17 protein-coding genes and 1 tRNA gene are annotated in these 23,788 nt (G+C 44.6%); 10 read left to right on the forward strand and 8 right to left on the reverse strand.

Translation table 11 applies throughout. The features are described from left to right. Positions 1–486 precede the first annotated feature (486 nt). The 8 genes from ABZD21_RS16190 to ABZD21_RS16225 all read left to right on the forward strand — a co-directional run bounded on the left by ABZD21_RS16190 (position 487) and on the right by ABZD21_RS16225 (position 11,256). Positions 487–1,629 (forward strand): carbohydrate porin, encoded by a 1,143-nt coding sequence (locus ABZD21_RS16190; RefSeq protein WP_372776136.1) that lies wholly within the window; start codon positions 487–489, stop codon positions 1,627–1,629. A gap of 10 nt (positions 1,630–1,639) precedes the next feature. Next, complete coding sequence (gene feoB, locus ABZD21_RS16195) at positions 1,640–4,144, forward strand: ferrous iron transport protein B (RefSeq protein ID WP_372776137.1); 2,505 nt, start codon at positions 1,640–1,642, stop codon at positions 4,142–4,144. A gap of 12 nt (positions 4,145–4,156) precedes the next feature. Beyond that, positions 4,157–4,384, forward strand: a complete 228-nt coding sequence (locus ABZD21_RS16200; protein WP_372776138.1) for a FeoB-associated Cys-rich membrane protein — start codon at positions 4,157–4,159, stop codon at positions 4,382–4,384. A 302-nt stretch (positions 4,385–4,686) separates the two neighbouring features. Continuing rightward, positions 4,687–5,034: a hypothetical protein gene (locus tag ABZD21_RS16205; RefSeq protein WP_372776139.1), complete on the forward strand. Its 348-nt coding sequence runs from the start codon at positions 4,687–4,689 to the stop codon at positions 5,032–5,034. A 145-nt stretch (positions 5,035–5,179) separates the two neighbouring features. Beyond that, a complete protein-coding gene (locus tag ABZD21_RS16210; RefSeq protein WP_372776140.1) occupies positions 5,180–6,181 on the forward strand; it encodes a glutamate ligase in 1,002 nt (333 codons plus the stop codon). A 54-nt stretch (positions 6,182–6,235) separates the two neighbouring features. Beyond that, entirely contained in the window at positions 6,236–7,606 is a 1,371-nt protein-coding gene (locus tag ABZD21_RS16215; protein ID WP_372776141.1) for a glutamate--cysteine ligase, read from the forward strand. A 97-nt stretch (positions 7,607–7,703) separates the two neighbouring features. Then, positions 7,704–9,449 carry an ABC transporter ATP-binding protein gene (locus tag ABZD21_RS16220; protein WP_372776142.1) on the forward strand — a complete coding sequence of 582 codons (1,746 nt, stop codon included), beginning with the start codon at positions 7,704–7,706 and terminating at the stop codon, positions 9,447–9,449. A 16-nt stretch (positions 9,450–9,465) separates the two neighbouring features. Then, entirely contained in the window at positions 9,466–11,256 is a 1,791-nt protein-coding gene (locus ABZD21_RS16225; protein ID WP_372776143.1) for an ABC transporter ATP-binding protein, read from the forward strand. A gap of 23 nt (positions 11,257–11,279) precedes the next feature. Here ABZD21_RS16225 and ABZD21_RS16230 read toward each other — a convergent pair whose 3' ends face one another. From ABZD21_RS16230 to ABZD21_RS16240, 3 genes are all read right to left on the reverse strand, one after another. After that, positions 11,280–12,836: an ArnT family glycosyltransferase gene (locus ABZD21_RS16230; protein ID WP_372776144.1), complete on the reverse strand. Its 1,557-nt coding sequence runs from the start codon at positions 12,834–12,836 to the stop codon at positions 11,280–11,282. A gap of 249 nt (positions 12,837–13,085) precedes the next feature. Continuing rightward, the gene (locus ABZD21_RS16235) at positions 13,086–14,930 is read right to left on the reverse strand and encodes a hypothetical protein (protein WP_372776145.1); all 1,845 of its coding nucleotides are present in this window, start codon (positions 14,928–14,930) and stop codon (positions 13,086–13,088) included. 267 nt (positions 14,931–15,197) lie between these two features. After that, positions 15,198–15,270 (reverse strand) — tRNA-Phe (locus ABZD21_RS16240). Between the two features lie 134 nt (positions 15,271–15,404). Here ABZD21_RS16240 and ABZD21_RS16245 point away from each other — a divergent pair. Beyond that, complete coding sequence (locus ABZD21_RS16245) at positions 15,405–16,688, forward strand: M16 family metallopeptidase (RefSeq protein WP_372776146.1); 1,284 nt, start codon at positions 15,405–15,407, stop codon at positions 16,686–16,688. Continuing rightward, positions 16,688–17,326, forward strand: coding sequence for an O-methyltransferase (locus ABZD21_RS16250; RefSeq protein WP_372776147.1), 639 nt, complete (start codon positions 16,688–16,690; stop codon positions 17,324–17,326). The genes ABZD21_RS16245 and ABZD21_RS16250 overlap by 1 nt, the downstream gene beginning before the upstream one ends. Positions 17,327–17,428: 102 nt before the next feature. Here the strand turns inward: ABZD21_RS16250 and ABZD21_RS16255 are convergent, their stop codons facing one another. The 5 genes from ABZD21_RS16255 to ABZD21_RS16275 all read right to left on the reverse strand — a co-directional run bounded on the left by ABZD21_RS16255 (position 17,429) and on the right by ABZD21_RS16275 (position 23,785). Next, entirely contained in the window at positions 17,429–18,865 is a 1,437-nt protein-coding gene (locus ABZD21_RS16255; RefSeq protein WP_372776148.1) for a monomeric [FeFe] hydrogenase, read from the reverse strand. Between the two features lie 213 nt (positions 18,866–19,078). Then, entirely contained in the window at positions 19,079–19,288 is a 210-nt protein-coding gene (locus ABZD21_RS16260) for a CCE_0567 family metalloprotein (RefSeq protein ID WP_372776149.1), read from the reverse strand. A gap of 8 nt (positions 19,289–19,296) precedes the next feature. After that, on the reverse strand, positions 19,297–19,548 hold the full coding sequence (locus ABZD21_RS16265; RefSeq protein ID WP_372776150.1) for a hypothetical protein: 252 nt from the start codon (positions 19,546–19,548) through the stop codon (positions 19,297–19,299). A 322-nt stretch (positions 19,549–19,870) separates the two neighbouring features. After that, positions 19,871–21,685 (reverse strand): hypothetical protein, encoded by a 1,815-nt coding sequence (locus tag ABZD21_RS16270; protein ID WP_372776151.1) that lies wholly within the window; start codon positions 21,683–21,685, stop codon positions 19,871–19,873. An 804-nt stretch (positions 21,686–22,489) separates the two neighbouring features. Continuing rightward, positions 22,490–23,785 carry an LVIVD repeat-containing protein gene (locus ABZD21_RS16275; RefSeq protein ID WP_372776152.1) on the reverse strand — a complete coding sequence of 432 codons (1,296 nt, stop codon included), beginning with the start codon at positions 23,783–23,785 and terminating at the stop codon, positions 22,490–22,492. Positions 23,786–23,788 lie beyond the last annotated feature (3 nt).

Genomic DNA, 23,788 nt, shown 5'->3' on the forward strand with positions numbered 1-23,788 from the left:
CCATCACCGATGCCCCATCCGTCGAGAATCATTAATAGTGTTTTCTGAGCCATAATTTATAATCAATTTAAACTAGTTATTCTTTCGGCTCACAAAATTATTCTTTTTTAAGGAGGATTAAAAACGAGCCCGATCCCATTTGCGACAATTAACAATTAAATAATTGGGTTGTGCCCATAATACCTGTGGTTTTCCGAATCTGTCACGTTCAAATTTTAAAATAAAGGCAAGAATAAATTGATTCTCCCTACGAGGTTCTCATTATTCTCACTATTTCTATATCTTCAATTTTAGTACTTGAGACAAACACCTAATCCTTCGATGGGTCTACTGTCGGTTTCCGATCCAAAATCATTTTAGGTCGGGATAAAAACAGATGATTGCACCAATAATCTGGCCTAAAAAACCCCAACATCATGGGATTGGTGTGTGACGTCGCTAGAAGTACTTTTACATCAGAAAAAAAACCAAAACCCTTTTATACAGATGAAAATCGCGAATACTATTAAATTGATGACTGTCGCGCTGTTAATTTCGACCAACGCCGTGAGCCAAGCAGATAAAGAAAGCACCTCCCCCGCAGTGAGTTTCTATGGCAGCTACGTGGGCGACTTTGTCACGAATTTGGACGGCGGAATTAAAACCGGCGCCACCTATTTGGGCTTGGCCGATCTGTTTCTGGAATTTGATACCGAACGAGCAGGCCTTTGGAAAGGTGGTACATTCATGGTTCACGGGGCGAATACGCATGGCGGAGAACCTTCGGCCAATTTAATCGGAGACTTTCAGGTCGTTTCAAATATTGAAGCCGGAGATCACACCTTTTTATACGAACTTTGGTACAGTCATGCTTTTGGAAACATCCATACAACAATTGGTCTTCAGGATTTAAATGCCGAATTTGCCAATAGCGATATCGGTGCCCTTTTTGTCAACTCCTCATTCGGAATTCATTCGGTGATTGCCGATAACATCGCGGCTCCAATTTTCCCGTTAACTTCGCCGGGTATCACTATTTGTTGGGAGGTTTCCAACCGCTTAAATCTGAAAACTGCACTTTACAAAGGTAGTCCGATCGACTTCGAGGATAACCCGTATAACTTAAACTGGAATTTAAATTATTCCGATGGATTGCTCTGGGTTGCGGAGGCCAACCTGCATTGCGGCACCCGTAAAAATTGCCCTGAAACCATAAAACTTGGAGCGTTTTATCACGAACATTCCGACGACATAACAAACACAGGCGAGCTTGAAACAGACTATGGTTTTTACCTCGTTGGAGACCACCGCATCAGCCCGGCCAACGAATCAGGAAAAGGACTCAGCATTTTCTACCAATTGGGGGTGAGTCCTGAAAATGACAATGTCGCCTACATCGGCAGTGGGATCCACTACACCGGGCTTTTCTCGCAAAAAGGGAAAGACACTTTTGGTCTGGCAATGGGCAGAGCTTTAATGAGCAACGATGCCGGGAAAGACGAAACAACTTTTGAACTTGCTTACAAGCTGCAACTAAATAATTACCTGTATCTCCAACCCGACATTCAATATGTGATTAATCCCCGAGGAACGGATTTATCGCTGGACAATGCGCTGGTTGGACTGTTTCGATTAGGACTCGAATTTTAAATTTCAGTTTATGTTTTTACAAAATTCAGAAATTACCGACAAAACAAAGAGGCTGGCCGGGTTGAAAACCGGAGAAGAGGCCATCATCAAATATGTATTTGGGCAGGGTGCTTTCCGCAAGCGAATCTCCGAAATGGGTTTTGTGAAAGGCCAAAAAGTAAAAGTGATTAAAAATGCCCCGATGAAAGATCCGGTTGAATACGAAATCATGGGCTACAAAGTATCCCTTCGACGTAGTGAAGCCGAGATGATTGAGGTCGTTTCGGAGCACGACGCAGATCAAGCGATATCCGGAAAATTTGAAGGAACAATCGACCGGCAAGGATTGAAAATATCGGGAGGAAAGAAGAGCAAAACCATTTCGGTAGCGCTGGTTGGTAATCCCAACTCGGGAAAAACAACGCTTTTTAACTACGCCTCGGGATCGACCGAACGCGTCGGGAACTATGCCGGCGTAACAATTGACGCCAAAGAAGCCCGTTTCCGGCAAAACCAGTTTACATTCAATATTTCCGACTTGCCGGGAACGTATTCCATAACCGAATACTCGCCTGAAGAACTGTTTGTACGAAACCAGATTGCCGAACGCAAGCCGGATATTGTTGTCAATGTTTTGGATGCTTCAAACCTGGAGCGGAACTTATATCTGACGACACAGCTAATCGACATGAACATAAAAGTGGTGATCGCGCTGAACATGTATGACGAACTGGAGCAAAAATCGGTTCAGTTCGACTACAAGCATCTGGCCGAGATGATTGGCATTCCGATCATCCCCACGGTTGCGTCGAAAGGAAAAGGATTAAAAGAGCTTTTCAATAAGATAATAGAGGTTTATGAAGATCGCGACCCAATTGTCCGGCATATTCACATCAATTACGGTGCAGATATCGAACAGGCAATTTCAGTCATTCAAACTGAAATAAAAAAAGATGAGCAGCGCAATAAAAACTATTCAACCCGCTATCTGTCCATCAAACTACTGGAAGATGACAAGAGCACCCGCGAGCTAGTAGAAAGCAACGCTAATTCGGACACTATTTTTGAGGTTGCGGAGAAGGAAATCGCCCGGCTGGAGGAACTCCTGAATGATAAATCGGAAACACTGATTGCCGATGCCAAATACGGTTTTATTGCAGGCGCACTGAAAGAAACCTACAAGCCACAAGCAGAAACCCGTCGAAAAAAAAGCCGCGAAATCGACCAGGTCTTGACGCACAAATTCTGGGGATTTCCCACATTCATCTTTTTCATTTGGGCTACGTTTCAACTTACGTTTACATTGGGAAGCTACCCGATGGACTGGATGGACGCGGGCATCGGCTGGCTGGGGAGCACCATTGGCTCCTATATGCCCGAAGGCGCTCTGAAAGATCTGATCATTGACGGCATTATTGGTGGTGTTGGCGGTGTTATTGTGTTTCTACCCAACATTATGATTCTGTTTTTCTGTATCTCGCTCATGGAAGACTCGGGCTACATGGCACGAGCGGCTTTCATCATGGACAAACTGATGCACAAAATGGGTCTGCACGGCAAATCATTCATTCCCTTAATTATGGGCTTTGGTTGCAATGTTCCGGCCGTAATGGCTACCCGCACACTCGATAATAAAAACGATCGGCTGCTCACCATGCTCATCATTCCGTTCATGTCGTGCAGCGCACGATTGCCGGTGTATGTATTACTCATTTCCGCGTTCTTTACGGCTTACCAGGGAGCTATTTTATTCCTCATTTACGTTATTGGAGTCGCAATGGCCGTGCTTATCGGGCTGCTATTCAAGAAAACGCTGTTCGCCAAAAAAGAAGTACCATTCGTTATGGAGCTTCCACCCTATCGCATGCCGACGTTGAAAAACACCACCATTCACATGTGGCACAAAGGCCAGCAGTATTTGCTAAAAATGGGAACGGTCATCCTTTTCGCCTCCATCATTATTTGGGCAATGGGATACTACCCGCGCAATGTTGAATTCACCCAGGATTACGACCAGCAAATTGCACAGGTTGAAGCCAATACGAGCTTGGATGAGGCTGGAAAAACTGACCAAATTGAGCAATTAGAACTTTCTAAAGAAGAAGAACGGCTGGAACAATCGTACATCGGCAAAATGGGTCATTTCATTGAACCGGCCATTCAACCACTTGGTTTCGACTGGAAAGTGGGCATGAGCATTATTACCGGAATGGCTGCCAAAGAAATCGTAGTGAGCTCGATGGGCGTACTTTACCATGCCGGGATGGATGCCGACGAGAACTCGCAATCGTTGAAAGAAAAGCTGCAAAATCAGACCTATACAGCCGGGCCGAAAATCGGTCAGAAAGTATTCTCCCCGTTAGTGGCATTTGGACTCATGATTTTTGTACTCATTTATTTCCCATGTGTCGCCGTAATTGCAGCAATTAAGAAAGAAGCCAACTGGAAATGGGCGATCTTCACAACGGTGTACACCACCGCTATCGCCTGGTTTGCCTCGTTTGCGATTTACCAAATCGGAAGCTTATTCATCTAAATAATTGACATCATGATTCAAAATATCATAGTCCTGATTATTGTGTTTGCAGTTGTTGTGAAAGTTGGTTACAACCTTTACAAAGCGCTCACCACAAAAGAAAAAGGCTTGTGTGGCGGTTGTGCCAGTTGCGACCTCAAACGTGAGTTGAAGAAGAAAGGAAAACTTCAGCCACTGAATCGCGCACAACTGAAAACATTCAAAAAAGAAGAAATTCGCTTTGCCGGAAATCACAAATAAACACACCTTTCAACCGAATTCGGAACAAGCTGATCCACCACGAAAGCTTCAACATAACCGGAAAGCCGTCTCGCAAGATTCGGCTTTCTGCTTTCATTTCGGATTCGAATAACCACCGACAGCTCCCTATTTTCGACCCGGCTCAGCCAGAAAACCGAATCTGAATTCACGTTTACCAGTCCAAATGCCGACAATGCGTATCGGCCTAACCGAAACTCATTCTACCCGATTGTAGTATAACCAACAATTCCTACCTTAACGTTGAATGCAAAATGATGAAGTGAACTTTAAATATGCAAACCATGGAATATAAAATCAATCAAATTGAACATGAAGTGCTAAGCATCCTGTACAACAACGGGAATCCGATAGAAAGATCACTTCAGCGCGTATTGGCTCATACCGATATTAATGGCAGAGAACGATTGCACAACTACCGGGGTTCTGAAATTTTGTTCGCCCGCAAGAATCTGGTTCGAATGGGGCTGGTTGAGCTAATTGATGCGCAACGACGTCACGACCTGGAAGAGGGAGACGGATACACTCGGGTTGGCGATGATGTAACTTTCTACTATTCCGATCTCGACAAAAAGTTAAAACTCACTGAGACCGGAGTGCAATGGTGCCAGCATCATCCGGCAAAATCATAACGATTTTTTTTCAGAACGGGTCGGACCACTCCCGGCCTAATCTTTTTTTTCCATTAACTGTTTATTACGAAACGACCGTCACCTGAGAATCAAAATTGAGTCTGCACATTATTCGTAACTTTGGTCGGTCAACTGGAAAACAACAATGGAGAAGAGTAATTACAACTTTACACCTCTGCCCGGATACGAGCAATTTGAGGCGACTACACAGATTATTATTGCCGAGATTTTGCGACGGAATCTGCCTTTCGAAATCATCGACGAAACCAACAACCTGATTGTGGTAACCCACGAGGGAAAAGAATTCATCATTCACGAAGGCACTATTTCGGATGCCAACAGCCTGATCGCTTACTGGATCTCGAACGACAAATGGATGACCCGTCAGTTTTTGAAACGAAAAGGAATTCGCCAGGCAAATGGGCTGCTCCTAAACGCCAATTTTGATCCGCCGCAGCTGGCCGCCATAAACTTCCCGGCAGTAGTAAAACCTGCCGACACCGACCATGGAATAGCTGTGAGTACCAACATCCAAAACCAGGAAGAATTAGATTCAGCGATCGACCGTGCCTTCCAACATTCAAACCGGGTGATTGTAGAAGAATACTTCGTCGGGCAGGAATACCGTTTTCTGGTGATTGACGGGGTTGTGCGGGCCATTGCCTTTCGCGAACCAGCGAACATTACCGGCGATGGAACACATTCCGTTCAGCAACTCATCGACCTAAAAAACAAAGGGCGAGGAACCGATTACCGCCACCCGCTTTTACAAATTAAAATTGACGAAGAAGTGAAGCGGCATTTAAAAGCACAGTCGATCGGGCTCGAAACAGTTCTGCAGCCTGACGAAAAAATCTACCTGCGCAAAAATTCGAATCTGAGCACTGGCGGCGACAGCATTGACGTGACCGACGAAATGCCTGATTTTTACAAAAAAGTTGCCGAACAGGCAGCATTGGCCGCCGGACTGAATATTGCCGGAATTGACATTATCATAAATGACCGGGAAGCGACTCCGTCAGATGCCAACTATATCGTTGTCGAGCTCAACGCTCCGGCCATGTTGTCGATGCACGATTTCCCCTACATCGGAAAGAACAGGCAGGTTGAGAAGTACGTACTCGACAGCATCTTAAGATCGAAATAGCAAACAAAAAACCCGAATTCCAAAACATGGAACCTGGAACTTGAAACTCATTCAATGACAGAAACTAAAAAGCAACAAATAATCCGGAGCAAAGCACAGCTAATCGACTACTTTGTGCAGGGAAACACCCCCGCTGAAGAATGGGGAATAGGCACCGAACATGAGAAATTCCTTTATAAAACGGAAGATTTCAGGCGATTGGGATATAATACGGAGGCCGGTATCCGAACTATTTTGGAGCACATGCAAACCAATCAATGGGAAGCGATTCAGGAGAGTGGCAACCTCATTGGCTTGCGCAAAGATGGTGCATCGATCACATTGGAGCCGGGTGGGCAATTTGAGCTTTCCGGCAAAAACTTCAAAACCATTCATCATACGTTCATGGAAACCAAAAGGCATTTTGACGAACTCAAGCTCATCTGCCAGCAATTTGGTTTTTTCAGTCTGCCAATGGGAGTCGATCCACTTTGGAGTGTTGAAGAGATACCCTGGATGCCCAAAAAACGCTACGATATCATGAAAGCGTACATGCCCACCAAAGGAAAACTGGGACTCGACATGATGGCCAACACAGCGACCATTCAGGTAAACCTCGACTATGCCAACGAGAAAGATATGGTTCAAAAGATGCGGATTGCACAAGCGCTTCAACCATTTGCTTCGGCCATTTTCGCCAATTCGCCTTTCACAAACGGAAAGCCAAATGGCTATCAAACTTATCGCACTCAAATTTGGAACGACACCGATCCGGATCGTTGCGGATTTCAATCCTTCATATTTGACGAGAGCTTTGGTTTTGAACGCTGGGTAGACTATTTATTAGATGTACCCATGTATTTCATTTACCACAACAATCAGTATTTGCCGGCTAACGGAATCACGTTCCGCGAGTTCATGAACGGAAAACATCAGGAAGAAGCAACCATGGAAGACTGGGAAATTCACACATCGACTGTTTTTCCGGATGTGCGCCTGAAACAATTCATTGAGATGCGGGGAGCAGATGCCAGTTGCGTGAAACACATTGCCGCCCTTTCGGCCTTTTGGGTTGGATTGCTTTACGATACCACCAGCCGCAACGCAGCATTGGATTTGATTGCCGACTGGAATTTAGAGGAAGTCAGAGAAATTCGGGCACTGGTGCCGGAAAAAGGACTAAAAGCCACGACCAAAAATCTAAACGCAGGTGCGATTGCCAAACAACTATACCAACTGGCTTCAGACGGATTAACCCGACGATCGAAAGTATGCGGTACGAACGACGAAAGTCAGTACCTTGACCCGGTTCGCGAAATCACCGATTCGGGGATCACCCAGGCCGACCGACTTCTGGCCTGCTATCGGGATGATTTCAACTCGGACATTTTCAGACTTCTAAATGACTGGAAAGAAAAGCAACTACAGAGTTGCCCGGCCAGATAAGAGTTAATGAATGACTGGTAATTTTGTAGTTTTGTGAACTGCCAACAGGTACGGGAAAAATAGTCAGTCGTAAATCGTTCAATTGGAAAAAATATTCATGTTTTCAAAACTGAGATTCTTATTTCGTTACACGCACCAATATCGCTGGTGGTACACCGGAGGAATTATTTTTCTTATCCTCACGGTGTGGGCTTCGGTCACCATTCCGGTTTACATCCAACGAGCCATCGACCTGATCGCCACAGGGAAATCAGTCCTTGAGTCCGATTTTCAGCGAAATATCCTCATTATAGCGGCGCTGGCTGTCGGGTTGATTTTGGTTCGATCGCTTTCACGCATCCTGATTTTCATGCCAGCCCGACTGATTGAACGTCAGCTAAAAGGCGCGATGTTTAGAAAGCTTGCTTCGTTTGGAAAGGATTATTACGACGAAAATTCAACCGGAGCAATCATATCGCGGATCAATAACGACATCAACGGGGTGCGGATGATCACCGGATTTGGTATTCTGCAGATCGTGAATATTGTTCTTTCCTTGTCGTTGACTCCGTACAAAATGTGGCAACTTTCGCCGGCACTAACCCTCTACTGCATCATCCCCATGGTGGCGATATTTGCCGTTGTACGAGTTGGCATGTCAGTGATGGTGAAATACACACACTTGAGAATGAACACCCTGCAAACACTTTCAGCCAAAACTATTTCGTTCCTTTCCGGAAACAGCGTCATAAAAAGTTACAACATTTACAACTGGGCCGAAGAAGATGTTCAGGAGCAAAATGTGAAACTTTTTGGCGAAACGATGAAGATTAGCTGGATTCGCTCCTACATCATGCCGCTGCTTTCCAACCTCGGGCAAATCCTAAAAATACTGGTGCTATTAGTCGGTGGTTTATATGTGATTGATGCCAAATTCACGATTGGTGAGCTCACGGCTTACATGGCCTACGCCGCATTGCTGGCTCAACCAATTATGGGACTGGGATGGGTGCTTACAATTTTCCAGCAAGGAATGGTGGGCATCGACAGTGTCCAAACCATACTTTCCAGAGAAGGCCCCGACGACGCCAAACATCAAATTTCGGAAAAAGAAAAAACGGAACTTTTCAACCAGGGAATTCGGGTTGAAAACCTGAGCTACACCTTCCACAACGGTGAAAAACCTGCGCTGAGCGGGATTTCATTCAGCATAAAACCGGGGCAGATTGTTGGAATTACCGGGCAGGTTGGCGCTGGAAAAAGCACCTTAATCAATTGCCTCAACGGACACCTTTCTCCAGATAATGGAATGATTTTCTTTGGAAAGCATGATGCTGCCATGCTAAAAAGCGAAACAATCCGCTCGGTTGTTCGAACAGTAACACAAGAGGTATTCCTGTTTTCCGACAGCATTGAAAATAACATCACATTTGGCTCGAAAAAAGTTGACACCCAAAACGATCTCGACGAAGTTATCTACAAAAGTGCCTTTAAGGACGAGCTGGCTCGTTTCACCCAAAAAGAAAAGACGCTGGTTGGTGAAAAAGGAATCATGCTTTCGGGTGGCCAAAAGCAACGGATCAGCCTGGCCCGGGCACTGTACACCCCATGCGATGTTTTGATTCTGGACGATGTGTTCTCTGCAGTAGACACCGATACTGAACGATTCCTGATTAAACAAATCGTGGACAATCATCCGGCTAAAAGTTTGATCATTATTTCGAACCGAATTAGTGTACTCGAAAAAACCGATTTTACGCTGGTACTCGAAGACGGCCAACTAGCCGCACAGGGAAGTCACAAAGAGCTGTTAAAGCAATCGGATTTCTACCGTGAAATCGCCAAACTGCAACAGGAACAATAAGAATAAGGGGAAGCAAATGAAAACAAAAACTATCAATCGCTTTTTCAATAGTAAGGACTGGCAACTTTTGCGGAAGTTCGGACGCTACTTTGTTCCGCATAAAAAATGGTTATTCCTGAGCATCGCTTCAATCCCAATTACCACCATTGCAGGCATCCTTTTCCTTTGGTTGGTTGAAAACATTATCGATCATTATATCATTCCGGGCAATGTTGACGGATTGAAAATCCAGATTGTTTACCTGGCTTTAGTGTTGATCTTGAACTTGCTCTTCGATGGGATCTACAGCTACTCGTTCTCCAAATCGGGCGGGTTAGCGATTGTTGATGTCCGGAAAGAATTGTTCGCCAAGTCGCTTCGTTTTCCATTGAGCTATTTCGACAAAAAGCCCATCGGCGTTACTCTGTCGCGCCTCACCAGCGACATGGAGGCCATCTCCGAATCGTTTGCCGCAGGTATTCTGGGCCTGCTGGCCGACAGCATCAAAACCCTCGCTTTGCTGGGCTATCTCTTCTATCTGAATTGGTCGCTCACCCTGGTTCTCCTGCTTGTTGTTCCGTTCATTGTTTTGGCCATGCGTTTTCTGCGGAAGAAGATCCGGGCAGCCTACAACAGCTCGCGAACAAGCCTTGCCAAGTCGGCCGCATACCTGCAAGAATCGTTGAACGGCATGAAAACCATTCAACTTTACGCTGCCGAAGACGAGGCATTTCAAAAGTTCGACCAACTAAATAAAGACTTTTGCGATGCCCAAAATAAAAGCAACGTGTACGATTCGGCCCTTTTTTCTATCGTCGAAGGAATTACGTCGGTAGCCACAGCCCTGATCATTTGGTATGGTGCGATTCAAATTTGGGATCAGGCATTTACGCTTGGTGTACTCATTGTTTTTATCACCACTTCGGAACGCCTTTTTATTCCGGTGAAACAGTTTGCCCAGCAAATTTCAACCATCCAACGAGCTCTGTCGGCTCTGGAGCATGTAAGTGAGTTATACGAACAACCGGTTGAAGAAGCCAGCAAACCAACTAAAAACACGGAACGATCTCCGCTTGCCCTTCAGGAAATTGAATTCAAGCAGGTTTATTTCAGCTATTCGCCTGGCGGCCCGGATGTATTAAAAGACGTATCGTTTACGCTGAAAAAAGGTGATCGGCTGGCCTTGGTCGGCACTACTGGCTCTGGAAAATCGACCATCATTAAACTATTGGCAAAAACCTACAGCGGCTACCGGGGTTCCATAAAAATTAACGGACAAGAATTGCGCGACCTGTCCCTTACCCGGCTGCGCGAAAGCATCGCGGTGATGCAGCAGGACATTTTCATGTTCAACAAATCCGTCGCGTTTAATATTGCACTTGGCCGAACAAATCTTTCGAAAGCCGATATTGAGCAGGCTGCCGCATTCGTTTACGCTGACCGGTTCATCGAAAACCTTCCCGGCAAATACGATTTTGTTGTGCAGGATAATGGCGAAAACCTCTCGAAAGGACAAGCACAGCTCATTTCCTTTGCCCGGGCTATTTGCGGCAACAGCGAACTCATTATTCTCGACGAAGCCACCAGTGCGGTTGATTCGGTAACAGAACAGTACATTCAACGGGCGATCGCGAATATTTTCTCCACAAAAACAGTTATTGCGGTAGCTCACCGACTTAGCACGATTAAAAACTCTGACCTGATTCTGGTTTTGGAAGACGGGCAAATTATTGAACGCGGCAAACATACCGAACTGATCAAACGAGGCGGTAAATATGCTCAACTGCTGCATCAATTTGAAGAAGAAAACGCAGAACAAAGAGAATAACAGGTTAAAAGTAACCCGGGTATTTATTTTTCAAGATAAAACCCCGAAGATCTTCGGCTAAACAAATCGTGATCGACACCAACACAGCTCAAATACGGAATACTGTCCATGTAGTTCAGACTACGATCCCTGCTTAGCACCAATACATCGCCATGTTTCTCCAGGTACGACGCTAACTCATCTTCCGTCTGAATAACGGGGATTACATTCGGAGCATAAAACGCAAAAGCATGGTCGAAATCCTTATAGGCAACAACATTTTCATGCGATTGCACCACCTCCTTATACTTTTGAACGGGCGACTGCTCATCAATAATTTGAAATGGACCGGCAAAAAAGATAAAAATTGTAATCATAAAGGTAACTGCCACGGTCAGCAATCCCTTTTCAAGCGATCGTTTGATGAATCGGATAGCCAACACTGCTCCTACTGGCAATACAAGAAAAAATACCGAAATCCAGGTGATTGCCCCCAGTGGCTCCGTATTCTTCGTATAGAAATAGGCTCCAACCGGGAACGCAATCGCAATGAGCGCGAAAATGCACAACTCGGGCTTTAAAGTCACTTCCGGAAATTTCCCATCCACAAGTTTGGCCAGATAAGCACCCGTAATAATGGCAAAAAACGGATAGGCAGGTGCCGTATAGTTAATTAGCTTTGTTTGGGAGAAAGCATAGAAAACAGCCACTGTTAAAACAGAAATACCTGAAAACAGCAGCAGATGCTCTTCTTTCCGGCTTTTCCATGCCGATTTAAAAGCCCTTACCATAAAAATGGAGAACGGAAACATTCCGGCAATAATAAACAGAAAACTCAGCACAAACGGACCTCCATGCCCCTTCAATCCATCATTAAACCGATTCAAATTATGTTCGAAGAAAAAGCCCTGTGTCCATTCCCCTCCCGTTTCCTTATCAACAGCCAAGTACCAGGGCAAACAAACTGCAAGGATTAATAGAATTCCCCACCAGGGTTTCATGGAAACAATCATTTTCCAATTAAAAGTCTTCGCAAAAACAAGAAATAGAAGCATCGTCAATCCGGGAAGCAATAGCCCGACCGGACCTTTCGCGAAAACCGCCATACCTAGCGCAACATACATTCCGGCAAACCACCTCCATTTCCGGGTATACCATCCTTCATAAAACAGATACAATGAAAGCACATGAAACGATATGAGATAGGGATCGGGGGTCGCCAACCGGAACTGAATGATAACATGCAAAGAAGAAAGCAATACAAGGGCTGACCACCAGGCTGCTTTTAGGCTGAGATGACGCCTAACAATCCAAAAGGTAGCCAGCACGAGTAACAAACCACACACAGCCGAAAAAAACCGGGCGCTGGTTTCATTCACGCCTCCTAGCAAATAGGCTGTCATCATTCCATAATATTCCAATGCTGGTTTATCGGTGCGCAGTTCGCCGTTAAATTGTGGCACAATCCAATTGTCTTCCGCCATCATCTCACGCGCACATTCAGCATTTCGGGCTTCAGCAACCTGAAAAACACTAGTTCCTCCCAAAAATGAGAAAAACAGAAGTAAGCTTAAAAGCAGGACGAGCAAGAAATATTTCATCAATCATTCTGTTTTGGGTCGTTGAATCTCATTGCATTTCAAACGTCATATCGATTCGCAGAAATTCTAAATTCTACAAAAATACATTTTCCAAAGTCCTTACAGGTCTATTTCATCTTTTTTTTGATTTTCTTCAATTCGGGGAGTTGACAAATTAACAAAGTTACTGATGACGCCGCCCTAAATAAAAAGAGACAGCCAAACGACTGCCTCTTTGCGATATTTCTTTTAACCTCTACTTGAAAGTGCTTATTCAGCGACAAGAGCGCGCTTATAAGCCTCGTCGTAATGACGGCCAAGCTCATGCCAATCGAACATATACGAGGACTCCACAATGTGGTTACGCCGTAAAATCCGTTCTCGTTTTTCAATTTTGGTAAACGAAAGCATGTAGTTTGCCAAATCTTCTGCCGAATCGTACATCGACCTGTTTTTCCGGGTAATTACATTCACTCCCGCTTTCTCCTGCAACTCAGGAAGTTTCTGAATATACGCGCCAAAACCCGACAAATCGCTGGTTACAGAAGGCAACCCACTCACACAGCATTCGAGCGGAGTATACCCCCATGGTTCGTAATAACTTGGGAAAACCCCAAGGTGACAACCGCGAATAAAATCGTAGTACTCCATCCGCCAAAGAGGATTGGACGGTGAAATAAACTCAGGGTGATATACAATTTTCACTTTGTCCTCCTTAAAATTCAGCAGCTTCGATACTTTCAGAAAGTTCATAATCGGATCTTTCTCTTCATCAACCAGATTATGCGTCACCACCGGAGGCATATTATTTGTGTGCCACGATTTTAGGTTCCGGCGAAGACGAATAAGCTTATAGTCATCAACCAGCTGATTCAGGTCTGGCAATTCGAATCCATTGTGATCACCGACCATCTTTTCATAAAAGCTTTTAGCAACGTCCTTTTGCACTTCGTCGCAGTTTCGTTGAATCTCTTCGAGCATCGCTCTCGACTGTAAGACAGCCGGATTCATAGATGTATATGGATTTCGTGTAACAATAAAGAAGACAACTGTTTTGTCAATATTCTGCTCTTTCATTTTCCAGTTAAGCCGGGCGAGCGCTTCAAGCGTTATATCGTAGCCTTTATTGTAGTACTCAAATCGACCCGAGGTAAAGAAGTACAACGTATTGTCGAGATCGAATGAATAATTATTAAAGAAGTGCCCCATTACAAAGTCATTGATCTTCTCTTTGTTATTCTGGTGGGTAATCTGGAACTTATGCAACACCTCAAAACGTTCCACATTCAAGCCATTTGGAAGCACTAAATCAGGTTTGCGCCCCAACAGGTATTCGCACTCAACACCGGTTATATCACTCACCGTCGAAAACACATGGGCACCGTGTGCTGCCGCTCTCTCCAGATCAACAATATGCCGGATATTAAAATGATTGGCTTCTTTCTGCCAGTCGTAATTAGGTAAATGATCGTAAAATGCCGAATCATTCATCGCCAGATAACGCCCCAGCATTGTTGCATGGGTTGTAAATATGGTCTTTACCGGAAGGTTGAACTTCCGCAATTCAGGAACCGCTACACCTGCAAGCCATTCGTGGAAATGTGCAACCAAATTTTTGTTGAAATACTTTTGCTCAACCAATATCCTGAAAAACTCATAAATCTGAAAGCCAAAAGCAACAGCCTTATTCGCCAGATCATCGCCATCGGGTATGGTAATATTGTGGTGCTCCCAGATCAGGTATTTATAATTTGCCAGCAAGTGGTCAATGGCACAGCAATCAAACAAGATAGCTTTAGGTCTTCCGGCCACCAACCATTTTCCGTAATGCACCTGAAAGCCATTATCCCGCATTTCCTGCAAAGCATGTCCAATTCCATTGTCAGGATCAGGCTCCGGCTCAAAAATAGTCGCAACCTGATTGGCGTAATATGGACCGATTACAAAATAATTGTCACCCCATTTTTTTAGGGTTGACGGCACTTTTGATTGAATCACCGTGTAGATTCCTCCCACCTGATTGCAGACTTCCCAAGCGATTTCAAACAACATACTGTTATTCAAATCGTCAGGCTCAAGGACGAAATCCCCGTCTTGTACGATTGATTTTTTCATAGTTAGGTTTTTTTAAATAAGGCACTCGTTTGCTTATATCCCATTTTGAGCAGACAACTGCTCTGTGCACTGCAATAATCTCCTACGCAACATGCAAAAAACACTTCCCGCCGCCTCCTATATCGTTTCAACAAACAGATCTCGCGAAACACCAAAGGGCTCGGTTTTTCAGTAAATTTAAAAGTAGTAATTATAAATGGGATCAGAAGAATAATCCGCGACCAGACATAAAAAAAAGGGAAAGATTTTCATCTTTCCCTTTACCGGTGGTGCCACCAGGAATCGAACCGGGGACACATGGATTTTCAGTCCATTGCTCTACCAACTGAGCTATGGCACCATTGGCTTGCTTCTTGCGGCGTTTGTGTTTCGCAATTGCGGTGGCAAATATAGAGCAAAAATTTTAACTTCAAAACAAAAAATCACTTTCCACTAAATATTTTTTTACCCCTTATTCCAAAGGTCTTCTTTTTCATGGAATTAAAGATTGAATATTTCCTGTGGTTTTCTACTTTTGCACACCAATTTAAGCAGAACGTGAAAATAGATACAGGCATATTAGCGAATGGAATTCGGGTAATTCACCAACAAGTGGAGTCTCCGGCAGCCCATTTTGGCATTATTCTCAACACCGGGTCACGCGATGAGCTGGTCAAAGAACAAGGAATTGCTCACTTTATTGAGCATGTTATCTTCAAAGGCACAAAAAAAAGAAAAGCCTACCACATTCTCAGTCGTATTGAAGACGTGGGCGGTGAAATGAACGCCTATACCACCAAGGAGGAAACTGCTGTTTACGCTACCTTTTTGAACGAGCACTATAGCCGGAGCATGGAACTGATTAGCGACATTATCCGAAACAGCACGTTCCCCGAACGGGAAATTGAACGGGAAAAGGAAGTGATTATTGAGGAAATAAATTCGTATAAGGACAGCCCATCGGAACTAATTTTTGACGATTTCGACGAACTTTTATACGATGGTCATCCGATTGCCCGAAATATTCTGGGGACTCCCAAACTGGTGAAATCGTTTAAACGAGAACACATCCAGAAGTTTATTCAAAACAACTATCACACCAACGAGATGGTGCTTAGCTCGGTTGGAAATATTCCGTTTTCGCGCTTTCGTACGCTGGCTGAAAAGTATTTTGGAGAAATACCCGCCAAACAACGACAAGAGCAGCGAGAGCTATTCAACAATTACACCCCTGGATTTAAACGGGTAAAAATGGACACCTATCAAAGTCATTGCGTGATCGGCAATATTGCTTACAGCGCACAGAATGACAAACGGATGGGGATGGTACTACTCAACAACATTCTGGGAGGCCAGTCGATGAACTCGCGCCTCAACCTCTGTCTACGAGAGCGAAACGGAATGGCCTACAATGTGGAATCGAACTACACAGCCTTTTCCGACACCGGCCAGTTTAATGTGTACTTTGGAACCGACCGCGAAAATTTGGACAAAGCAATTCGACTGGTAAAAAAGGAATTTAAGTTGATTCGGGAAAAACAAATGGGCAGCCAGCAGCTGGCGAAAGCCAAAAAACAGCTAATCGGCCAGATTGCCATTTCGAGCGAAAACCGCGACGACCTGATGCTAACGCTGGGCAAAAGCTTCTTGTTGTACAACAAGATTGACAGTTTGCCGGAAATTTACCGAAAGATTGAGGCTATAACCGATCGCCAGATCCTGGAGATTGCCAATGAAGTTTTAGCTGAACAAGCTTTGAGCACCTTAATTTACGAGTAATGACGACGAATTACGAACTCGACAAATACATTCTGGAACACAGCAGCCCGGAGGATCCTGTTTTGTACGAACTGGATCGGGAAACCAACATCAGCATCCTTCGGCCACGGATGCTGTCGGGACACATACAGGGCATGCTGCTCACCATGCTTGCCCAGATGCTGCAACCGACACGAATATTGGAAATCGGCACTTTTACCGGCTATTCGGCAATTTGCCTGGCTAAAGGGTTGCAAAATGACGGAAAACTGCACACCATTGAAGTAAATGACGAGCTGGAATGGATTGCCACCAAGTACATTGAAAAAGCCGGTATGCGCGATAAAATCGCCCAACACATTGGCAATGCCTGCGAAATCATTCCAATGTTGGATGAAACGTTCGATTTTGTTTTTCTGGATGGCAACAAACGCGAGTACAGCCAATATTACGAGTTGGTATTCGACAAGGTGCGTCCGGGAGGATACATTCTTGCCGACAATATTTTATGGGATGGCAAAGTTGTGGAAGCTCTTGACCCACGGGACGAACAGACCATCGGTATTCTGGACTTCAACAAAAAAGTTAAGAATGATCATCGTGTAAAACAGGTTATTTTGCCACTGCGGGATGGTTTGATGCTGATCCGGAAACTCTAGTTACACACATCGACCCGTTTTCAGGCACAGAAGAGCCTCACTCCATGTGTACAGAACCAGATACACCGATCGGCATCAAATCCTACAATTCAAATCCCGGAACTATTTCTCCAGCGCTTTCATCGAGTTAATGAAATTCTTTTTCGCTTTGGCTGATTTGATGTTGGCTCCCGGACCGGCAATACATCCTCCTTCGCAAGCCATCACTTCGTAGAACTGGGCACTAACTTTCCCTTTCTCCATCTGCTTCATGGTACGAATCATTGCCTTATCGATTCCGTTGATGGTTTCGAAACTGAAGTTTTCGATTTGCTTTTCGGCCAACACAGAAGCCAATACACCACCTGTTTGAGCAAATCCTCTTGACTCTTTGGTGTACGATTCAACGGCGATACCTTCCATTTTGGCAGGTTGAATAGCCATTCCTTCTAAAATAGAATCCAGCTCTTCGAAACTTAACACATAGTCTGCCGAATTCTGATCGCGTGCTTCTTTTCGCTTAGCCACACATGGGCCTACAAAAACCAATTTCGCCTGTGGATATTTTTCGCGCAATTCTTCAGCAGTATAAGCCAATGGCGATGGAGTGTGCGAAACGTAAGGCATCAAACCCGGTGTGTGTTTTTGCACAGTTTCAACATACGACGGGCAACAGGAAGTGGTCATGAAAGGCTGTCCTTCGGCAAGTTTCTCTTTCAACTCAATGGCTTCATGGCGAGCTGTTTTTTCGGCACCACGAGCGACCTCAACGACTTCAGAAAAACCAATCTCCTGGATAGCTGCAAAAACCTGAGCCGGCGTTTCGGCATATTGAGCCAGGATTGCAGGCGCCACCATGGCGATCACCTGTTCTTTTCGCTCAATAGCTTGTAACACATCAATTACGGCCGAGAGTTCGAAAATGGCACCAAACGGACAAGCGGTAATACATTTGCCGCAGTACACACATTTATCGGCATCAATTTCTTCTTTCCCCGATGCATTCTTTTTAATGGCACCTACCGGGCAAGCTTCCTCGCAAGGGATGGGCATATAAACAATGGCGTGGTACGGACAGGCTTTTTGACATAGCCCACAGTTAACGCATGCCTCGGGCTTAATTTCTGTTTGTCCGGTTGGCGTAAAACGAATCGCGTTCTTTGGACAATTCATCACACATGGACTGGCTACACACCCCCGACATAGGTTTGTAACAACGTAATTAGCCTGAACACAACTGGTACAAGCTTCATCAACGACTGTTAAAATATTTTCAGGTTGATTTTCGCGCACTAAAGCTTTCCCGGCATACTCACTCAAGGTGTGCAAATCAATATCATCCGAGGGAACTTCGTAACCCAACAGAGGTAAAATTTTATAGCGGGTAACAGCGCGTTCTTTGTAAATACAGCAACGACCACGGGCTTGGCGTTCTTTGGGATATAACTCAACCGGGAGACTGTTAATTTTAGACTCCAACTCACCCGCCTGAAACATGCGCACCAATCGGGCAATCAACTCGTGACGAATAATCATCACATTATTTACATATGCAGCCATTGTGTAAAAATTTGAGGCCTCAAAGGTAATTTATTTTTATGCTGAAAAACATACAATTGGCTTATTTAAAACCATTCTACGCTGCATGCGAACACAGCTTCGCTAACCCCTAGCGAACTAGGCAGCAAACAGATACCAATGTTTCAGATCCGGAGCAATGCAAAAATGGGGAATGACCAGACGATCATCCCCCGCGGGCTAATTCAAGTTCAGTTAAACGCCCTTAATTTGTGTTAATTCGTTCTGCTTGTCGCTCCAGGCCTTACAGGCAACATAGGCCGCTTCAGCAAAAGCGGGAATATCTTCAAAGTCGGTCAGCAATCGGTCTTCAATCAGATCGTGCAACTCACTGGCTTTTTGTCCGGCTTTGAATTTCAACCTGTTTATCTCAGTCTCCAACTTTGCGATTTCTTCTGAGCTCATCGTCCCTCCTATTTTTCGTCGTTACTAATTGTTTTAATTGAGCTGATTTTCGTCCAATCATAGTACGAGTTACTCACCTGTCCGTCACTGGTTTCCGAAACCCACAACACTAATTCTTCAAGGAAGAAAGTTGCACCTTCCAATATCGCTCCTTCGTTTATCCGGATTTTAACTCCTTTGCGTTGTTTACGTGACAAACTTCCGTGCAGCGGCATGGTCGCATATTCAATCACTTTTTCCCAGGTTTGTTTGATATCCATCTTCTATACTTTTTTAGTTCGGCCAAACAGCAGCAAGAATAATGCAACAGGAATCGACACACTGAAACAGAGCACCTTAACAAATTATCAAATACAATTATGTAGCGAATAGAATCGGAGACTTACAAAAATGAAGGAAGAATGAGAGCAAATCTATTTCTCGGGTTCAAACCTGATTGCCAGAACTAAGAGATCTACCAGACCTGGTTAATGCGATTAGGTTCTGCCTAAGTCGTGTGCCCTTGACATTTGAACGAACTTACGGCGGGACACACAAACCAGGAGAGTGGCGGATGATTTTGAAACAAAATAAAAAGCCGGGCTAGTTCCTTGATGCATCGCCGCTTGCATCATTCAGATCGAGACCAATTTCTTTCAGCAACATGCTGGCATTAAAGCTCTGGCAAACCCCACTTTTCAACTTGTAGTCGAAAAACATCTTACCGGTTTCGATTTGAATGTCGAAATGAGCGTTTCGGATTTGCCGGGGAAACTGCTGCTCCATATTCGCCAGGCTGAGATCGTGGGTGGCAACTACAGCAAACAACTGGTGATGTGCAATGTGCCTTACAATAGCTTTGCAGCCCAACTCGCGATCGGTGGTATTTGTGCCTCGCAACAGTTCGTCGAGCAATACAAACAGGTTGTGTTTCGTTCTGCTGGCATCCAAAATTTGTTTGATCCGCAAAAGCTCGGCCTGAAATGTTGACACATTTTCATTCAGCGAATCGCTAATAACCATGTAAGTCATTAATTCGAAGGGGCCAGTCTCAAATTTAGCCGCGCAAACCGGAGCTCCGGCGAGCGCCAGAACAAGGTTGACTCCTACACTTCGCAGGAAGGTACTTTTTCCCGACATATTGGAGCCGGTCACAATCAACATCCGGTTTCGGTCATCGAAACGCACATCATTCACCACTCGTTTTGCCGATGGAATAAGCGGATGTCCAAGTCCCTCTGCCACAAACTGAATTGGATTTTCGGAAATTGAAGGAAACAACCAAGATTGATTAAATTGCATTACCGCGAAACTGCTTAATACCTCAAGGTGAGCAACGGCATGCAGCCAACGCGTTAGAAAGCCAGAATAACGACGTTGCACACGCCAATAGTCAAACAGAAATGCAACATCGGCATAACACCAGGAAAAAAGCACCAACTGGAGAGCCAAATTGTATCGGTGATCGGTTCGGTGAAGCAGTTTACGGATTCTGGAAATAACAACAGAGCCGGACTCACCGGCAGCTGAAAACTCTCGTGCTAAATCGTTTAGCAATTGAGACTGAACTTGTTCTCGTTCAAAAACGGCAATAAAATCTTCGAAAAAACAGAGATCCCTAGATTGTCCTAAAACCGGTTCAGCCTGTTTTGTCACTTTCCTATATAACGAACTAAACAAAACGTAGTTGAAGCCAACAGCAGCCAACAAAAAAAGGTAGTTAAGGTGTCCGGTAAAATACGTTCCAATTAATACCAAATTGAGAAGACTAAAAGCCACTGCATATCCGAATGCGATTTTTAAACGCGGCCAAAAAGCATCTGTTTTCAGATCCAAACCCGATAGATCATTCTTTTCTTTATTCCGGTTTTTTAATACCGCCAAACTTCGTATTTCGATCAGCAACTCCGGTTTCGAAACCAATTCCCGGACAGCCTGCTGGCGTTTTTCAATTTCGGCCTTGCTTGCCGGAGCTTTCAACCAGTTGGCTAAAAGCTGTTCTGCCGCGGCAGTATGGGTACGGTTCAAAAAGTGGTAAAGCGATCGTTCGCCAAAGATATTGAGATCAGACGAATAAGCATGCTTCCGGTTTGAGAAGCATGAACCATTCCTGCCCGGAAACTGATCCGTTTCAATGGCATTTATCTCCTGAGTCGCAGCTTCAATAAGCGATTCTATTTTCGCAATCCGGATGTCGAGCAAAATATCGCGACGAACAACGAACAAAAAAGCGCTTATTCCTAAAAGAAAAAACAAGGCACTAACAAAAACTGAATCAGACACCACGAACGGAATTACCAATGCCACAACAAACGCGACCAGCCGGATGTATTTATACTTCGATTGGGTAATTTGAGCTATGCGAAGAAGATCTTCGTTCTTGCGTTTTTGATTAACGTAAAAATCCAATGAATCCATTTGCTTAAGTTACAAAACAGAGTCCGACACAAAGACTCCCTCTATTTTAATTCGTACAACTAACCTGTCAATAATTTGAGTTACCACTTATAAAACGGAATCGCACACAATAACAGGCAGAGCCCACTTTGTTCTTCAAACTTCCGGCTATCCAGAGCATTCACAAATCATAAATTTTAGAAATCGACCTGCCATAGACGTTTTTTTTCGGCTTCCACCTAAGTTGTACACACAAAACACGAGCGCTAAATTACATCCCGCCACTCCCATTTTTAAGCCAGTCGAAAATACATTCCTGTAATCCGGACCTAATTTAACGTATACCAACGGGTAATCTTGCAGAAAAAGTTAAACATTCTATAAAATTAGAACCAAAGGTTCAGATTCATCTCGATCACCAAAGGAAACCTTGGAATGCCTCTTGCAAATCGACCAAAATTACGCCTTTACGCGAGGTTGATTTCCCGAGAGACTCATTCATCTATGATTCGAAACAATCGACTCAGAAAATCAATCCAACACCGGCCGACAACGACAGAAAAGCTTAACAAACCGGATGCTTGTTTCGAATAAGCAGTCGATACCATTCGCATTATCTCCTTCGTTTTCGACTTCAAAATTAGACAATAAAAAACCGGCTATTGCGCAGCCGGTTTCGGGAAATGAGGGAATGACATCTACATGGTCAGAACCATACAATAAATTCATAAAGACTTCATGGCATTGAGCCTCTTTTTTTCAGCTATCCCGGATCATAGATCCGCTTTAAATGGCTTATCTGTTACTTAGGATCAGGCTCCTGATCTAGATTTCGTCACCGACAACCGGGATGTGCGATAGCAGATGAATATCCTGCAAGCTACTGTAGTCGTACAAATAAAAGCCCTCTTCGCCGATCATAAACAGGTAATTGCCAACCGGAATGACATCCGTTGCCTGTATGTCGGGAAAGCTTGCCAATTTGTGTTGCGTAATAGATTCGGGATCGGCAACATCGTAAACCTTAAGACCGGCGTCGCCATCGCACACAAACAAAATATCGCCATCGATCCCCAAACCATGCGGATTCACCATGGGATAAGTTGCCACCTCTGTCAACTCGGTGTAATTGTCACTCATCCGGATCACATCGAGTCGGTTAACCGATTGTCCGCACCAGCCACCATCGCGCAAGGTAACGTAGGCTAAATCGTTTTGTACTACAACCGGGTCGCAGCTCGTAATATGGGTATATTGCTTAATAAATGTTGGGCTTTCAGGCAACTCCAAACTGTAGATCAGCATGCCGGTGGTTGTTCCCAGAAACAGATGATCGTCATAAACAAACATCGTTTCAATTCCCCAACCCGCAGTTTTAGTTCCAAACATCACCGGATTTTCCAGATCGTTAATTTTAATGGTGTATAATTGATAATCATCAACGACATACAAAAAGTCGCCGTTTAGGCCAAAGCGAGCCATTGATCCACCCACTCCAAAAGTACTTCCTGAGCCGCCACCAACACCAGCCGAACTATAATTGGCAAAATCGCTTGACAGCGCCTCCCTATAAGTATCGTAGTAGTAAATCGGGTATGTTTGCTGTTCCACCCGATGACGAACCTCTTTGATCTCCCAGGCAAGCACCACCCCTTTTTCTTCTTCAATTTCATCGAGCCGGTAATCGGTATCGTATTCCGGCAAGGTATACGGAAAGATGTCTTCAACACGCCCAACTTCGTGCATATTGCTGAGATCAGACAGGTCGATCGCCACCAGATCGACATAACTGTCGGCGTATAACACATCGTCCTTAATGGCTAAATCAATATTCCCCGGAATACTCAAAAACGCTATTTCCTCGGGATTGGCCGGGTCCTGTACGTTGAGCACGTGCACCCCTTCCGTTTGCTCGTTGATAAAGATATAATTGTCTTTGAAATAGATTTTCCCGGGATTCTTAAGCTCTCGGGGCGACTCCGTTTTCACGGCAGAGCGCAAATCGTCGTAACTCATATACACCGGCGAATTAGCCAGATAACTTTCATAAATCTTGTCCTCGCAGCCCGAAAGTGCAAGCAAGCCCATGAACAGGAAGATATATAGAACTCTTTTTTTCATCTT

Source organism: Mangrovibacterium sp. (assembly GCF_041596335.1).
In the GTDB taxonomy this organism is placed as follows: domain Bacteria; phylum Bacteroidota; class Bacteroidia; order Bacteroidales; family Prolixibacteraceae; genus Mangrovibacterium.

What these genes read in the sequence shown, in the direction of transcription:
- ABZD21_RS16245 (WP_372776146.1), top strand. Translation starts at nt 15,405, where the DNA reads ATGGAATTAAAGATTGAATATTTCCTGTGGTTTTCTACTTTTGCACAC.
- ABZD21_RS16260 (WP_372776149.1), bottom strand. Translation starts at nt 19,288, where the DNA reads ATGAGCTCAGAAGAAATCGCAAAGTTGGAGACTGAGATAAACAGGTTG.
- ABZD21_RS16255 (WP_372776148.1), bottom strand. Translation starts at nt 18,865, where the DNA reads ATGGCTGCATATGTAAATAATGTGATGATTATTCGTCACGAGTTGATT.
- feoB (WP_372776137.1), top strand. Translation starts at nt 1,640, where the DNA reads ATGTTTTTACAAAATTCAGAAATTACCGACAAAACAAAGAGGCTGGCC.
- ABZD21_RS16265 (WP_372776150.1), bottom strand. Translation starts at nt 19,548, where the DNA reads ATGGATATCAAACAAACCTGGGAAAAAGTGATTGAATATGCGACCATG.
- ABZD21_RS16200 (WP_372776138.1), top strand. Translation starts at nt 4,157, where the DNA reads ATGATTCAAAATATCATAGTCCTGATTATTGTGTTTGCAGTTGTTGTG.
- ABZD21_RS16225 (WP_372776143.1), top strand. Translation starts at nt 9,466, where the DNA reads ATGAAAACAAAAACTATCAATCGCTTTTTCAATAGTAAGGACTGGCAA.
- ABZD21_RS16210 (WP_372776140.1), top strand. Translation starts at nt 5,180, where the DNA reads ATGGAGAAGAGTAATTACAACTTTACACCTCTGCCCGGATACGAGCAA.
- ABZD21_RS16215 (WP_372776141.1), top strand. Translation starts at nt 6,236, where the DNA reads ATGACAGAAACTAAAAAGCAACAAATAATCCGGAGCAAAGCACAGCTA.
- ABZD21_RS16230 (WP_372776144.1), bottom strand. Translation starts at nt 12,836, where the DNA reads ATGAAATATTTCTTGCTCGTCCTGCTTTTAAGCTTACTTCTGTTTTTC.
- ABZD21_RS16270 (WP_372776151.1), bottom strand. Translation starts at nt 21,685, where the DNA reads ATGGATTCATTGGATTTTTACGTTAATCAAAAACGCAAGAACGAAGAT.
- ABZD21_RS16275 (WP_372776152.1), bottom strand. Translation starts at nt 23,785, where the DNA reads ATGAAAAAAAGAGTTCTATATATCTTCCTGTTCATGGGCTTGCTTGCA.
- ABZD21_RS16250 (WP_372776147.1), top strand. Translation starts at nt 16,688, where the DNA reads ATGACGACGAATTACGAACTCGACAAATACATTCTGGAACACAGCAGC.
- ABZD21_RS16205 (WP_372776139.1), top strand. Translation starts at nt 4,687, where the DNA reads ATGGAATATAAAATCAATCAAATTGAACATGAAGTGCTAAGCATCCTG.
- ABZD21_RS16220 (WP_372776142.1), top strand. Translation starts at nt 7,704, where the DNA reads ATGTTTTCAAAACTGAGATTCTTATTTCGTTACACGCACCAATATCGC.
- ABZD21_RS16235 (WP_372776145.1), bottom strand. Translation starts at nt 14,930, where the DNA reads ATGAAAAAATCAATCGTACAAGACGGGGATTTCGTCCTTGAGCCTGAC.
- ABZD21_RS16190 (WP_372776136.1), top strand. Translation starts at nt 487, where the DNA reads ATGAAAATCGCGAATACTATTAAATTGATGACTGTCGCGCTGTTAATT.